10 protein-coding genes and 5 tRNA genes are annotated in these 14,612 nt (G+C 49.3%); 1 reads left to right on the plus strand and 14 read right to left on the minus strand.

The genetic code is table 11. The features are described from left to right. Positions 1 to 29: 29 nt before the first annotated feature. From rpoC to ACMGDE_RS11325, 14 genes are all read right to left on the minus strand, one after another. Positions 30 to 4,310 (minus strand): DNA-directed RNA polymerase subunit beta', encoded by a 4,281-nt coding sequence (rpoC, locus tag ACMGDE_RS11260; RefSeq protein ID WP_436832886.1) that lies wholly within the window; start codon positions 4,308 to 4,310, stop codon positions 30 to 32. 34 nt (positions 4,311 to 4,344) lie between these two features. Next, complete coding sequence (gene rpoB / locus ACMGDE_RS11265) at positions 4,345 to 8,154, minus strand: DNA-directed RNA polymerase subunit beta (protein ID WP_436832887.1); 3,810 nt, start codon at positions 8,152 to 8,154, stop codon at positions 4,345 to 4,347. Between the two features lie 177 nt (positions 8,155 to 8,331). Further along, positions 8,332 to 8,712 (minus strand): 50S ribosomal protein L7/L12, encoded by a 381-nt coding sequence (rplL, locus tag ACMGDE_RS11270; RefSeq protein ID WP_436832888.1) that lies wholly within the window; start codon positions 8,710 to 8,712, stop codon positions 8,332 to 8,334. Positions 8,713 to 8,790: 78 nt separating this feature from the next. Continuing rightward, the gene (gene rplJ, locus ACMGDE_RS11275) at positions 8,791 to 9,309 is read right to left on the minus strand and encodes a 50S ribosomal protein L10 (protein WP_436832889.1); all 519 of its coding nucleotides are present in this window, start codon (positions 9,307 to 9,309) and stop codon (positions 8,791 to 8,793) included. A 2-nt stretch (positions 9,310 to 9,311) separates the two neighbouring features. Then, positions 9,312 to 10,010 carry a 50S ribosomal protein L1 gene (rplA, locus tag ACMGDE_RS11280; RefSeq protein WP_436832890.1) on the minus strand — a complete coding sequence of 233 codons (699 nt, stop codon included), beginning with the start codon at positions 10,008 to 10,010 and terminating at the stop codon, positions 9,312 to 9,314. Between the two features lie 22 nt (positions 10,011 to 10,032). After that, positions 10,033 to 10,476 carry a 50S ribosomal protein L11 gene (gene rplK, locus ACMGDE_RS11285; RefSeq protein WP_436832891.1) on the minus strand — a complete coding sequence of 148 codons (444 nt, stop codon included), beginning with the start codon at positions 10,474 to 10,476 and terminating at the stop codon, positions 10,033 to 10,035. A 171-nt stretch (positions 10,477 to 10,647) separates the two neighbouring features. Continuing rightward, positions 10,648 to 11,193, minus strand: a complete 546-nt coding sequence (gene nusG, locus ACMGDE_RS11290) for a transcription termination/antitermination protein NusG (protein ID WP_436832892.1) — start codon at positions 11,191 to 11,193, stop codon at positions 10,648 to 10,650. Positions 11,194 to 11,210: 17 nt separating this feature from the next. Further along, positions 11,211 to 11,405, minus strand: a complete 195-nt coding sequence (secE, locus tag ACMGDE_RS11295) for a preprotein translocase subunit SecE (RefSeq protein WP_436832893.1) — start codon at positions 11,403 to 11,405, stop codon at positions 11,211 to 11,213. A gap of 17 nt (positions 11,406 to 11,422) precedes the next feature. Next, positions 11,423 to 11,493: transfer RNA gene (locus ACMGDE_RS11300), tRNA-Trp, on the minus strand. 89 nt (positions 11,494 to 11,582) lie between these two features. Beyond that, on the minus strand, positions 11,583 to 12,770 hold the full coding sequence (tuf, locus tag ACMGDE_RS11305) for an elongation factor Tu (protein ID WP_436832894.1): 1,188 nt from the start codon (positions 12,768 to 12,770) through the stop codon (positions 11,583 to 11,585). Positions 12,771 to 12,827: 57 nt separating this feature from the next. Next, positions 12,828 to 12,899, minus strand: a tRNA-Thr gene (locus ACMGDE_RS11310). A 76-nt stretch (positions 12,900 to 12,975) separates the two neighbouring features. Continuing rightward, positions 12,976 to 13,048 (minus strand) — tRNA-Gly (locus tag ACMGDE_RS11315). A 6-nt stretch (positions 13,049 to 13,054) separates the two neighbouring features. After that, positions 13,055 to 13,135: transfer RNA gene (locus tag ACMGDE_RS11320), tRNA-Tyr, on the minus strand. A gap of 7 nt (positions 13,136 to 13,142) precedes the next feature. Continuing rightward, positions 13,143 to 13,215: transfer RNA gene (locus ACMGDE_RS11325), tRNA-Thr, on the minus strand. 249 nt (positions 13,216 to 13,464) lie between these two features. Here ACMGDE_RS11325 and ACMGDE_RS11330 point away from each other — a divergent pair. Beyond that, positions 13,465 to 14,610, plus strand: coding sequence for a BamA/TamA family outer membrane protein (locus ACMGDE_RS11330; protein ID WP_436832895.1), 1,146 nt, complete (start codon positions 13,465 to 13,467; stop codon positions 14,608 to 14,610). The last annotated feature ends 2 nt before the right edge of the window (positions 14,611 to 14,612 follow it).

The following is a 14,612-nucleotide window of genomic DNA, read 5'->3' on the forward strand; positions in this document are numbered from 1 at the left end:
TACTGGTCACCGACCACGCTAATCACTGCTTAGTCCTCTTCTTTTGAAGCCAGCAGCTGGTCGTATTCCTCTTGTGAACCAACGATGATGTGCTCGTAATCGCGCAATCCTGTTCCTGAAGGGATCAAATGGCCCACAATCACATTTTCCTTCAAGCCCAATAGATCGTCGCGCTTGCCGGCGATGGCTGCCTCGTTCAATACCTTGGTTGTTTCCTGGAAGGACGCCGCCGAAATGAACGACTTCGTACCCAATGACGCGCGGGTGATCCCTTGCAATATCGGGCTGGAGGTGGCCGGAATCGCATCCCGCACCTCCACCAGCTTCAGGTCGCGGCGCTTCAAGCTGGAATTGACATCCCGCAATTTGCGCAACGAAACGATCTGCCCTGGCTTCAATTCATTGGAATCCCCGGCTTCAACGACCACCTTCTTATCGTAGATAGCATCGTTTTCTTCCATGAAATCCCATTTGTTCACGGCTTCCTTCTCCAGGAACCGCGTATCGCCCGGATCTTCAATCTCCACCTTCTGCATCATCTGGTGTACGATGGTCTCAAAATGCTTATCGTTGATTTTCACCCCTTGGAGGCGATAAACTTCCTGAATACCATTTACGAGGTATTCCTGCACCGCCGACGGACCTTTGATGGCCAGAATATCAGCAGGTGAAATGGAACCATCAGACAATGGCATACCCGCTTTCACGAAGTCATTGTCCTGTACGAGAATGTGCTTAGACAGCGGCACCAGGTATTTCTTGATCTGACCATCACGCGACTCGATGGAGATTTCGCGGTTACCGCGCTTCACGCCACCTAAGGTCACGACACCGTCGATCTCGGTCACCACCGCAGGATTGGATGGATTACGCGCCTCAAACAGCTCCGTCACCCGTGGCAGACCACCCGTGATGTCCCGGGTCTTACCGGTAGACCGCGGTATCTTCGCCAAGATCACGCCCTCTTTTACGGCGGCACCGTCGCCCACGGACACGTGGGCACCCACTGGGATATTATACGTACGGATAACCGCACCTTTACTGTCTAATATCTTGATGGCAGGGTTCTTCGTCTTGTCCCTCGTATCAATGATGACCTTCTCACGGTGTCCGGTCTGTTCGTCCGACTCCTCGCGGAATGTCACCCCTTCAATGATCGATTCAAACTCTACTTTGCCCCCAAACTCGGAAATAATTACCGCATTGTACGGGTCCCAGGAACAGATACGCGTGCCTTTGACCAGTTTGTCACCGGGATTCACGTATAGGTAAGAACCGTAAGGGATATTATTCGTCATCAGTACTTTATTGGTTTCCGGATCGATGATGCGGAACTCACCTGAACGACCAATAACCACCTGATCCGGACCTTCCTCGCTTTCATGCGGTACCGAGCGGATATTTTCCAGTTCGATGATACCATCAAACTTGGCGAATATCTGCGACTCTGCGGCAATATTCGATGCCGTACCACCCACGTGGAACGTACGGAGTGTAAGCTGTGTACCCGGCTCACCGATAGACTGTGCAGCAATTACCCCTACAGCCTCGCCCTTTTGCACCCGTTTACCGGTTGCCAAGTTACGGCCATAGCACAGTGCACAAACCCCACGCTTGCTCTCACAGGTCAGTACCGAACGGATCTCAAGTCCTTCAACAGTAGAAGTTTCGATTTTCCCTGCGATTTCTTCGTCGATATCCTGATCGGCTGCCACCAGCAATTCACCCGTTATCGGGTCATATACGTCATGCAGTGATACACGCCCGAGGATACGGTCATATAAGGGTTCGATGACGTCTTCGTTGTCTTTCAAGGCCGTTGTATACACGCCCCTCAATCCACCGCAGTCCGGATCTACCACAATCATATCCTGCGCCACGTCATGCAAACGACGGGTCAAGTAACCGGCATCGGCCGTCTTCAAGGCCGTATCCGCCAGACCCTTACGGGCACCGTGCGTAGAAATGAAGTATTCCAATACCGACAGTCCTTCCTTAAAGTTCGAAAGGATTGGGTTTTCGATAATTTCACCGCCTGAAGAGCCTGATTTTTGTGGCTTAGCCATCAAGCCCCGCATGCCGCAGAGCTGACGGATCTGCTCTTTCGAACCACGGGCTCCGGAATCGAGCATCATGTATACCGAGTTGAATCCTTGGTTGTCGGTGGAAAGGATTTCCATCACGTTCGCCGTCAATCGGTTGTTGATGCGTGTCCAGATATCGATGATTTGGTTATAACGCTCGTTATTGGTGATGAAGCCCATGTTGTAGTTGTTCATCACCTCTTCTACCTCTTTCGTAGCCTGTCCGATCAGATCGGCTTTCGCATCGGGGATATTCAGATCCTGCAGGTTGAACGATAGTCCACCTTTAAATGCCATCTGGAAACCCAATTCTTTGATATCATCGAGGAATTTGGCAGCACGGGCCATACCCGTGATTTTCACCACCTCGCCGATGATGTCGCGCAAGGATTTTTTGGTCAACAGTTCGTTGACATAGCCGATTTCCTCAGGAACGACCTGATTGAACAGTACACGCCCCACTGTGGTCTCGATCACACGTTCTTCGATGTTGCCATCCTTACCCCTTACCTTGCCTTTCACCTTGATAAAGGCGTGGAGGTCTATCTGTTTTTCATTGTGTGCAATGATGACTTCTTCGGCAGAGTAGAAGGACATGCCCTCGCCTTTCATGACCCGGGCTTCGTCAGTCTTGCGGCCTTTGGTCATGTAATAGAGCCCCAAAACCATGTCTTGCGAGGGTACAGTAATAGGCGTACCATTCGCCGGATTGAGAATGTTGTGCGATGCCAACATCAGGATCTGGGCTTCCAATATGGCTGCATTGCCCAAAGGCAAGTGTACCGCCATCTGGTCACCGTCAAAGTCGGCGTTGAACGCCGTACACACCAGTGGGTGCAGTTGGATTGCCTTACCTTCTACCAAGGTCGGTTGGAAGGCCTGGATACCCAAACGGTGCAGCGTAGGTGCACGGTTGAGCAGTACAGGGTGTCCCTTCAATACATTTTCGAGGATATCCCATACCACCGGATCTTTCCGGTCCACGATTTTCTTCGCAGACTTCACGGTTTTCACGATGCCCCGTTCGATCATCTTGCGGATGATAAACGGTTTATACAGTTCGGCTGCCATATCTTTCGGCAAGCCACATTCATGCAATTTCAGGTTTGGACCGACCACGATCACCGAACGAGCAGAGTAATCCACCCGTTTACCCAGCAGGTTTTGACGGAAGCGGCCTTGTTTACCCTTCAGGATATCCGAGAGCGATTTCAATGCACGGTTACCTTCCGTTTTCACGGCATTCACCTTGCGCGAGTTGTCAAACAGGGAATCCACGGCTTCTTGCAACATACGCTTTTCGTTGCGCAAGATGACTTCGGGCGCTTTGATTTCCATCAGACGCTTCAAGCGGTTGTTACGGATGATCACCCGACGGTACAAATCGTTCAAGTCGGAAGTAGCAAAGCGGCCACCTTCCAATGGCACCAACGGACGCAGTTCGGGCGGAATGATCGGCACGATCTTGACGATCATCCACTCGGGGCGGTTCTCAATCCGATCCCTTGAGCCACGGAACGCTTCCACCACTTGCAGGCGCTTCAATGCTTCATTTTTACGTTGCTGCGAAGTCTCGTTAGCCGCTTGGTGACGCAGATCATACGAAAGCTGATCCAAGTCGAGCCGTTTCAACAGTTCTTCCAGCGCTTCCGCTCCCATCTTCGCAATGAACTTCTGCGGGTCGGTATCGTCGAGGAACTGGTTTTCCTTGGGCAGGGTATCCAAGATATCGAGGTATTCCTCTTCCGTGAGGAAGTCCATGTAATTGATACCATCTTCTTCCTTCACACCCGCCTGGATGACCACATAACGCTCGTAATAGATGATCATATCGAGCTTCTTGGTGGGCAGCCCCAACAGGTAGCCGATTTTATTCGGCAGCGAACGGAAATACCAGATGTGCGCTACGGGCACCACCAAGCTGATGTGGCCCATACGCTCACGGCGTACCTTCTTTTCGGTTACTTCCACGCCGCAGCGGTCGCATACAATGCCTTTATAACGGATACGCTTGTATTTACCGCAATGGCATTCGTAATCCTTTACGGGACCAAAAATGCGTTCGCAAAACAAACCATCACGTTCGGGCTTATACGTCCGGTAGTTGATCGTTTCCGGTTTTACCACCTCACCGCTTGAACGCTCCAGAATGATTTCTGGAGAAGACAAGCTAATCGTAATGGAGGTGAAGTTGCTTTTTATTTTATTATCTTTTTTGTAAGACATGCTTTCGTTTCTAAAAGTTAACGCGCTGTACTGATTAATCCAACGTGATATCCAATCCTAAACCACGCAGCTCATGTACGAGTACATTGAACGATTCGGGTACGGACGGTGTCGGCAGGTTATTGCCTTTGACGATAGACTCGTACGTTTTGGCCCGGCCAACCACATCGTCGGATTTGACGGTGAGGATTTCTTGCAGGATATTCGACGCACCGAATGCTTCCAACGCCCACACTTCCATTTCACCGAAACGCTGTCCACCGAACTGCGCCTTACCACCAAGCGGCTGTTGCGTAATGAGTGAGTAGGGTCCGATCGAACGTGCGTGCATCTTATCGTCCACCATGTGGCCGAGTTTCAGCATGTAAATCACCCCTACCGTAGTCGGTTGGTCAAATCGCTCGCCGGTCAGCCCATTAAAGAGGTATGTCCTTCCAGACGCCGGCAATCCAGCTTTTTCAACCCATCCTTCCACTTCTTCAGTCGATGCACCGTCAAAAATAGGGGTAGCAAATTTGACACCCAGTTTTTGTCCAGCCCAACCCAACACGGTTTCGTAAATCTGGCCGAGGTTCATCCGCGAAGGTACACCCAAGGGGTTCAATACAATATCCACCGGGGTACCGTCTTCCAAGAAAGGCATGTCTTCGTCACGCACGATACGTGCAACGATACCTTTGTTGCCGTGGCGCCCGGCCATCTTGTCTCCCACTTTAAGTTTACGCTTTTTAGCGATGAATACCTTAGCCATCTGCACGATGCCGGAAGGCAGCTCATCACCTACGCTGATCGCAAACTTATCGCGTTTGTACGCACCGAGCTCTTCGTTCAACTTGATGTTGTAGAAGTGGAGCGCCTGCTTAATCAATTCATTCTTATCGTCATCGGTGGTCCAACCAACAGGGTTAATGTTGGTGTATTCCAAATCAGACAGGATTTTTTGAGTAAACTTAGCCCCTTTCGGCACCAGCAGCTCTTTGTACACATTATAGACACCCTGCGAAGTTTTGCCATTCACGACGGCAAACAACTTTTCTACCAGTTTGTCTTTCAACGCTTTCAACGCCTTGTTATGTTGGGTATCCAATACGTCGAGGGCTTTTTTCTCCTCTTCCTTGCCCATTTTCTTGGCCCTGGAGAACAGCTTCGTGTCGATGACCACACCATTGATCGATGGTGGGGTTTTCAATGAAGCATCCTTCACATCGCCAGCCTTGTCGCCAAAGATGGCACGGAGCAGCTTTTCTTCCGGTGACGGATCCGACTCACCCTTAGGCGTGATCTTACCGATTAAGATATCACCTTCACGCACTTCGGCACCGATACGGATGATACCGTTCTCATCCAGATCTTTGGTCGCTTCCTCAGATACGTTGGGGATATCGGCCGTCAGCTCTTCTTCACCGCGTTTGGTATCACGCACTTCCAGCTCAAATTCCTCGATATGCAGCGAGGTAAAGATATCCTGGCTCACGACCCGTTCGGAGATCACGATCGCATCCTCAAAGTTGAACCCTTGCCATGGCATGAACGCTACTTTCAGGTTGCGGCCAAGTGCCAACTCCCCGTCTTGGGTAGCATAGCCTTCGCACAGCACCTGCCCCTTTTCTACCTTTTGGCCCGTCTTAACGATCGGTTTCAGGTTGATGCACGTACTTTGGTTCGTTTTCTTAAACTTGATGAGCCTGTAGGTCTTGACATCGTCGTCAAACGATACCAACCGTTCATCCTCATTACGTTCATAACGGATCTTAATTTCATTCGCATCCACATATTCCACCACGCCATTCGCTTCCGCATTGATCAGCGTCCGCGAATCACGGGCTACACGCCCTTCCAATCCGGTACCGACGACAGGGGCTTCCGGACGCAACAATGGCACGGCTTGCCGTTGCATGTTGGAGCCCATCAGCGCACGGTTGGCGTCGTCATGTTCCAAGAACGGTATCAACGAAGCGGCAATGGAAGTGATCTGGTTGGGCGCAATGTCCATCAAATCCAGTTTCTCCGGCTCGATAACGGGGAAGTCACCCTCAAACCGCGCCTTTACTTTCGGCGTGATGAAGTTACCCTTGTCATCATATTCCGCATTCGCTTGCGCGATGGTCTTGCCATCTTCATCCTCGGCAGAAAGGTACACCACCGGCTCTTCAACGACAACCCGTCCATCCGCTACCCTTCTATAAGGGGTTTCGATAAAGCCTAAGTTATTGATCTTCGCATGTACGCAAAGTGACGAGATCAGACCGATGTTCGGTCCTTCCGGCGTCTCGATCGTACACAGCCGACCGTAATGCGTATAGTGCACGTCACGCACCTCAAAGCCTGCACGCTCCCGCGAAAGACCGCCGGGTCCGAGTGCTGATAGCCTACGCTTATGCGTAATCTCCGCCAGCGGATTGGTCTGATCCATAAACTGCGACAGCTGGTTCGTCCCGAAGAATGAATTGATCACAGACGACAAGGTACGCGCATTGATCAGATCAGTGGGGGTAAACACCTCATTGTCGCGAATGTTCATCCGCTCGCGAATGGTACGCGCCATACGCGACAGCCCAACGCCAAACTGCGAATACAGCTGTTCGCCAACGGTACGCACCCGCCGGTTAGACAAGTGGTCAATATCGTCGACTTCGGCCTTCGAGTTGATCAGGTTAATCAGGTATTTCACGATCGCGATGATATCCTGGCGCGTGAGCACCTTGGTCTCATCGGGTGTGTCCAACTGCAACTTGCGGTTGATCCGGTAGCGGCCTACGTCACCGAGGTCATACCGTTTGTCAGAGAAAAACAAGCGTTCGATGATGCCGCGGGCAGTTTCCTCATCGGGTGGTTCAGCATTACGCAATTGGCGGTAGATGTGCTCCACAGCCTCTTTCTCCGAGTTGGAAGTATCCTTTTGGAGGGTATTATAGATGATGGAATAATCGGCGTTGTTGACCGCGTCTTCCTTCGTCAGGATAATGGATTTCACACCAGCATCGATGATCAGGTCGATATGATCGTCTTCCAAGATGGTTTCGCGCTCCAACACCACCTCATTACGATCGATGGATACCACTTCACCCGTATCTTCATCCACGAAATCCTCGACCCATTTTTTCAACACCCTTGCGGCCAGCTTACGGCCTACATATTTCTTGAGTCCCGATTTGCTCACTTTCACTTCATCGGCCAATTCGAACAATTCCAAGATGTCCTTATCCGAATCATAACCAATAGCCCGCAAAAGCGTAGTCACCGGAAACTTCTTCTTTCGATCTATATACGCGTACATGACGTTATTCACGTCGGTAGCGAATTCAATCCACGACCCCTTGAACGGAATTACCCGTGCTGAATACAGCTTCGTACCGTTGGTGTGGCGGCTTTGGCCGAAAAACACCCCCGGAGAGCGGTGCAATTGCGATACAATGACACGCTCAGCGCCATTGATCACAAACGTTCCCTTTGGGGTCATATAAGGGATTGTTCCCAAATAGACGTCTTGCACGATGGTTTCAAAATCCTCATGTTCTTCATCATTGCACGACAAGCGGAGTTTTGCCTTGAGCGGAACACTATAGGTCAGCCCACGTTCGATACATTCCTGGATATCGTAGCGCGGCGGATCGATAAAATAATCCAAAAACTCAAGCACGAAAATGTTCCTCGAATCAGAAATGGGAAAGTTTTCGGAAAATACCTTAAACAGTCCTTCCTGATGGCGGTTGTCTGAAGTTGTTTCCAACTGGAAAAACTCCCTGAAAGACTCCAATTGCACATCCAGAAAATCAGGGTAGTCGATTACCTTTTTACTGCTTGCGAAATTGACTCTTTCTTTTTGAATACTTTTGTTTGCCAAGGGAATAAGAATTTAGTTTAACTATTTAAACTGTGTTTTATTGCTGTTTTTGCTGTGTAACCAGCATCCATGGACAGCGTGGATATGATGTGATAGAGGAAAAGTCATAAACAGGAATAGACTCTGACGAAATTCACGTCAGAGTCTAACCCCTTCAGGTACGTTGTATGATCCGGATTATTTGATCTCAACAACAGCTCCCGCTTCTTCAAGTTGCTTTTTCAAAGCCTCAGCTTCGTCTTTTGCAACACCCGTTTTGATTTCTTTGGGTGCGCCGTCAACCAAGTCTTTTGCTTCTTTCAGGCCAAGACCTGTCAAATCTTTAACAAGCTTAACGACAGCCAATTTCTGACCACCAGCTTCTTTCAAGATTACGTCAAAGGAAGTTTTTTCCTCAGCAGCAGCAGGAGCATCTCCACCTGCAGCGGGACCAGCAACAGCAACTGCTGCAGCAGCAGGCTCAATGCCATACTCATCCTTCAAGATTTGAGCTAACTCGTTAACTTCTTTTACTGTCAAGTTTACCAACTGCTCAGCAAACGCTTTTAAATCTGCCATTTTATTTTAAATTTTTGAATTTACTTTTTAAAAAACTATTAACAATCCGTGGGGGCCTTTTTGTTTGGAGGTTGCCCTTTAACCTCTTTCTTGTAACGTTTTAACCAATCCGGCCAATGTATTGCCGCCCGATTGAAGTGCGGAAACCACATTTTTGGCAGGCGACTGCAACAATCCGATAATATCGCCGATGAGCTCGTTCTTCGATTTGAGCTGGCTCAGCGCATCAACTTGGTTGTCACCGACAAAGATTGCCGAGTCGATATAAGCCCCTTTCAGTACCGGCTTATCGCCTTCCTTGCGGAGTTCCTTGATCAACTTGGCTGGTGCGTTGCCTGTATCTGAAAACAACATGGTAGAAGACCCCTTCAGCACGCCGAGCAATTCTTCCGAATCAACGCCGGCTTCTTCAAGCGCTTTCTTGATCAATGTGTTTTTGACCACTTGCATAGCAATACCCCTATCGTAGCATTTACGGCGAATTCCGTTAACCTTAGCTACAGTTAAATCAGCAGTATCGGTAATGTAAAAAATACCGTAAGATTTAATCTGTTCAGCCAAAGCTCTAACAATCTCTTGTTTTTCTTCTTTTTTCATGATTAAATTCCTGCTACTGATTTAGTTTCTACTTGGATACCGGGACTCATCGTAGAAGAGATGTAAATGCTTTTGAAATACGTCCCTTTTGCCGCCGAAGGCTTCAACTTAGAAATCGTCTGCAACACTTCCAAGGCATTTTCGTAGATCTTTTCCTGAGGGAAAGATGCTTTGCCGATGGAGGTGTGGATAATTCCTGTCTTGTCTACCTTGAAATCAATTTTACCTGCCTTTACCTCCGTCACCGCCTTGCCGACATCCGTGGTCACGGTACCGGTCTTCGGGTTAGGCATCAGGTTACGCGGACCGAGGATACGGCCGAGTTTACCCACCTTCGCCATGACACTGGGCATAGTAATGATGATATCAATGTCGGTCCATCCGCCTTCAATCTTGCTGATATAGTCGTCCAGTCCCACGTAGTCTGCTCCTGCTGCCTTCGCTTCTTCCTCCTTATCGGGGGTACAGAGCACCAACACGCGGACGGTCTTTCCCGTACCATGTGGCAATGTGGCGATACCGCGTACCATTTGATTGGCTTTACGAGGATCTACCCCAAGGCGCACATCGATATCCACCGAAGCATCAAACTTGGCATTGGTAATGTCTTTCACTAAGGCAGACGCCTCTTGCAAAGAATACGCTTTACCAATTTCAATCTTGGATAGGGCCGTTTTTTGATTTTTTGTTAATCTTGCCACTTTCTTAAACTGATTTCGTTAATTAATTGTTCCAGGGCGCATTACCGTTCACAGTAATACCCATACTACGCGCTGTCCCAGCGACCATTCGCATGGCCGAATCCAGTGTAAATGCATTCAAATCAGTCATTTTATCCTTGGCGATGGTCTCCACTTGTTCCCAAGTAACCGCCCCAACCTTCTTCCGGTTAGGCTCGCCAGAACCGCCTTTTATTCCGGAAGCCTCGATCAACTGAATGGCTACCGGAGGGGTTTTGATGATAAAATCGAACGATTTGTCGCTGTACACCGTAATCACAACGGGCAATACTTTGCCGGGCTTATCCTGAGTACGTGCATTAAACTGCTTGCAAAACTCCATGATATTTACCCCCTTGGCACCCAATGCAGGACCAACGGGAGGAGAAGGATTCGCAGCGCCGCCTTTCACTTGTAATTTTACTAACGCACTGACTTCTTTTGCCATTTTTAACGATGTTGATTAATTAATAAATGTTTGTTAGTAAGTTGGAAGCATATAACGTAACATTTAGATTTTGAAGCGCTTGGCATTTAACTGTACCAGCACCCCAAAATGGAGTGCAAAGGTACAACAAAATTTTTAAACTTTATAATATAGTGAAAAAAAGAATGCTCATCACTCTTTTTCTACCTGTATATAATTCAATTCCAGTGGTGTTTTGCGCCCGAAGACCTTGACCATCACTTTCAACTTTTTCTTCTCCTCGTTCACCTCTTCGATCTCCCCTGTGAACCCATTGAATGGTCCGTCATTCACCTTCACCAGTTCGCCCACATAGAACGGAACGTTCATCATCTCACCCTGCCCGGACATCTCGTCTACCTTGCCCAAGATGCGGTTGATCTCAGCCGGACGCAACGGGATGGGAGTGCCATCCTTATCACCCAAAAAGCCGACAACACTGTTGATGTTCTTGATCACGTGCTCTAACTCGCCATCAAGCGCCGCTTCCAACAATACGTATCCCGGATAAAAGTTGCGTTCTTTCGCTACTTTCTTTCCATCGCGCATCTGGTAATATTTCTCCATAGGGATCAATACTTGCGGGACAAGATGGTTGATCCCCAATCGATTTACTTCGGCCTCAATATATTGCTTTACTTTCTTTTCCTTACCACTTACAGCCCGTACAACATACCATTTCAGTGCTTGATCTGCCATTTCTTCTTTCCCAACAATTAAGACTCGATATTATAGAACAATTCCAGCACGTTACTCGATGCTTTATCCATCGCAAAAATCATCAGTGCAATGATAATAGACGCGACCAACACCACGATGGCAGAACTTTGCAGTTGCGACCACGTAGGCCAGGTCACCTTTTGGCTCATTTCTGTATAAGAGTCCTTTATAAATTCAAGTACGTTTGCCATGTTCTGTCACTAGTTAGCACGGGCACCAGGATTCGAACCCAGATCAAAGGTTTTGGAGACCTCTATTCTACCATTGAACTATGCCCGTGTAAATTTCTCACTTACTAGACACGATTAGCTAACCAACGTAACGTTGATTAGCTAATCGGTCGGAAATTTACAATCCCTAAGGATTGATTATTTAAGGATTTCAGTTACCTGTCCGGCACCTACTGTACGGCCACCTTCACGGATCGCGAAACGAAGACCTTTTTCCATGGCGATCGCGTTGATCAATTTCACGGTAATGGTCACGTTGTCACCAGGCATTACCATTTCTACCCCTTCAGGAAGCGCGATCTCTCCAGTCACGTCTGTGGTACGGAAATAGAATTGCGGACGGTATTTGTTGAAGAACGGCGTGTGACGGCCACCTTCAGCTTTTGACAATACGTACACTTCAGCTTTGAACTCGGTGTGCGGTGTAACCGAACCGGGTTTGCAGATCACCATACCACGACGGATGTCGGTTTTTTCGATACCGCGCAACAGCAGACCTACGTTGTCACCAGCTTCACCACGATCCAATATCTTGCGGAACATTTCTACCCCGGTAACAACGGATTTCAAGTTCTCAGCACCCATGCCTAAAATATCAACCGTATCACCAGAATTGATGACACCACGCTCGATACGGCCAGTAGCTACTGTACCGCGACCGGTGATGGAGAATACGTCTTCTACAGGCATCAGGAACGGGAGGTCTGTCAACCGTGGAGGAATCGGAATGTAGTTGTCTACAGCGTCCATCAACTCCATGATCTTGTCTACCCACTGAGGCTCGCCGTTCAAACCGCCAAGCGCAGAACCGCGGATCACCGGGATGTCATCACCAGGATATTCGTAGAATGACAACAACTCACGGATTTCCATTTCCACCAAATCCAACAACTCAGGATCGTCTACCAAGTCTACTTTATTCATGAATACCACCAAAGCAGGTACACCTACTTGACGAGCCAACAGGATGTGCTCCCGAGTTTGGGGCATCGGACCGTCAGTAGCAGCGACCACGATAATGGCTCCGTCCATTTGAGCAGCACCCGTAACCATGTTCTTCACATAGTCGGCGTGGCCCGGACAGTCAACGTGTGCGTAGTGACGGCTGGCTGTTTGGTACTCAACGTGTGCTGTATTAATAGTGATACCACGCTCTTTTTCTTCGGGAGCAGAGTCAATCGAATCAAAAGAACGGGCTTCAGAAAGTCCTTTATCTGCCAATACCTTTGTAATTGCGGCGGTAGTAGTTGTTTTACCGTGGTCAACGTGACCGATCGTACCAATGTTCAAGTGCGGCTTACTGCGGTCAAATTTCTCTTTTGCCATGTTTTATGCGAATTAGTAATTTAAAATTTTATTGTATAAATATATGTTACTCTTACGAGCCAATGATGGGACTTGAACCCATGACCTCTTCCTTACCAAGGAAGTGCTCTACCGCTGAGCTACATCGGCTTTGTGCTTACAATCAAAGCCCCCGTCAATGCACCAATCGATGGTGTGACAGCGGGACTTCTCTTAACACGTTACGAGCGGAAGACGGGTCTCGAACCCGCAACCTATAGCTTGGAAGGCTATCGCTCTACCAATTGAGCTACTTCCGCTTATTGTGGGGGGAGAAGGATTCGAACCTTCGAAGCCGAAGCAACGGATTTACAGTCCGTCCCATTTGACCGCTCTGGAATCCCCCCAATTTTGAGCCCCCTGCCGGGATCGAACCAGCGACCTACTGATTACAAGTCAGTTGCTCTACCAGCTGAGCTAAGGAGGCAATATGATTTCAAAAAACGCCTCACCGGGCCAACTAATCGATTCTATTTGGCGCCAGCTAACACCACTAAAATCATCCCGAATCACGCACGCAAAACACCCCTTTCCTTTAGGGACTGCAAAGATATACAAACTTGTTTTAATACAAAAATTATTTACAAAAATCTGAAACCGGCCCATCAAGCCCGGTTTTCATCCTCCTGACTTCGCTTCTTATCCGTATCTTCGCCGCACATTCATTATGGGATTGATGCGTCGTTTTTGGATATGCTTGGTTGCCGGAATGGTGGCCACACCTGCGTTTACACAGGATAGGGGTGGTTTCTGGGATCACCCGCTCATCAAGCGGTTCATTTCGCCAACCAAAGACAGCACCCGGTCCGCGGGGTTTGTGGTGGTCCCCGCGTTGGGATATGCGCAGGAAACCGGACTGGAGTTTGGCTTAGCCGGTGTCTATAATTTCTATCTGGACAAGGCTGATACCACCATCCGCACGTCCAATGTCACCTTTATCGGCACCTTTACCACCGAGCGGCAAACCAACCTCAAGCTGGAGTCGGACATCTGGACTACGGGAAACGAGTACCATTACATCAGCGAGCTGCGCTTCCGCAATTTCCCGTTCAATTTTTATGGGTTGGGCAATCAAACCCTTCAGCAAGACGAAGACGTTGTGCTGATGCGGCTGGCCAAGGTCCGATTGGAAGGCGAGCGCCGGTTAGCACCTAACTACTATACCGGACTCAACTTCACCTATGAGCACTACACCTTTTCCGATCGGGAAAGCGGAGGCATTTTTGAAAGCAGGGCGCCCTACGGACAGGAAGGTGGTTGGCATATGCTCTTAGGCCTGTCCCAGCTGTATGATACCCGCAACAGCAATACCTATACCACCGAAGGCTACTATGTGCGCTTAAAGTATGCCTACTCCCCCGGCTTCGGAGGAGGCAGCCGTTTCAAGGGCAGCGCAGTGGATATCGACCTCCGGGCCTTCTTTCCCCTCACCCGCCAGCTGACGCTGGGATTGAACGCTCATTATGACACCTCCTTTGGCCCGCGGGTACCCTTTTACGTGTACCGGGAGCTGGGCGGCGACTCGATGATGCGCGGCTATTACAGCGGACGCTACCGCGAGCGCAGCTTGTTGGCCGCACAAACCGAAGTCCGCTACCGCTTCCATCCGCGCATCGGTGCCGTTGGCTTTATAGGCACCGGCTCTGCCCATCCCCATGGCCTGCAAAACGCCCGTTTGGTACCCTCGTATGGCGGGGGGCTCCGGTATTTCTTCGATCTGGAGCACAATAGCACCATCCGGTTCGATTACGGGGTTGGCGAGCAGCGTCCCGGCGAAAAGCGCCAAGGGGGGTTCTACCTGTCGTTAAGCGAAGCCTTTTGACG

The sequence above is a fragment of the Parapedobacter brassicae genome, from assembly GCF_051400755.1.
Classification (GTDB): domain Bacteria; phylum Bacteroidota; class Bacteroidia; order Sphingobacteriales; family Sphingobacteriaceae; genus Parapedobacter.

What these genes read in the sequence shown, in the direction of transcription:
- rpoC (WP_436832886.1), bottom strand. Translation starts at nt 4,310, where the DNA reads ATGTCTTACAAAAAAGATAATAAAATAAAAAGCAACTTCACCTCCATT.
- rplL (WP_436832888.1), bottom strand. Translation starts at nt 8,712, where the DNA reads ATGGCAGATTTAAAAGCGTTTGCTGAGCAGTTGGTAAACTTGACAGTA.
- rplJ (WP_436832889.1), bottom strand. Translation starts at nt 9,309, where the DNA reads ATGAAAAAAGAAGAAAAACAAGAGATTGTTAGAGCTTTGGCTGAACAG.
- rplK (WP_436832891.1), bottom strand. Translation starts at nt 10,476, where the DNA reads ATGGCAAAAGAAGTCAGTGCGTTAGTAAAATTACAAGTGAAAGGCGGC.
- nusG (WP_436832892.1), bottom strand. Translation starts at nt 11,193, where the DNA reads ATGGCAGATCAAGCACTGAAATGGTATGTTGTACGGGCTGTAAGTGGT.
- secE (WP_436832893.1), bottom strand. Translation starts at nt 11,405, where the DNA reads ATGGCAAACGTACTTGAATTTATAAAGGACTCTTATACAGAAATGAGC.
- tuf (WP_436832894.1), bottom strand. Translation starts at nt 12,770, where the DNA reads ATGGCAAAAGAGAAATTTGACCGCAGTAAGCCGCACTTGAACATTGGT.
- ACMGDE_RS11330 (WP_436832895.1), top strand. Translation starts at nt 13,465, where the DNA reads ATGCGTCGTTTTTGGATATGCTTGGTTGCCGGAATGGTGGCCACACCT.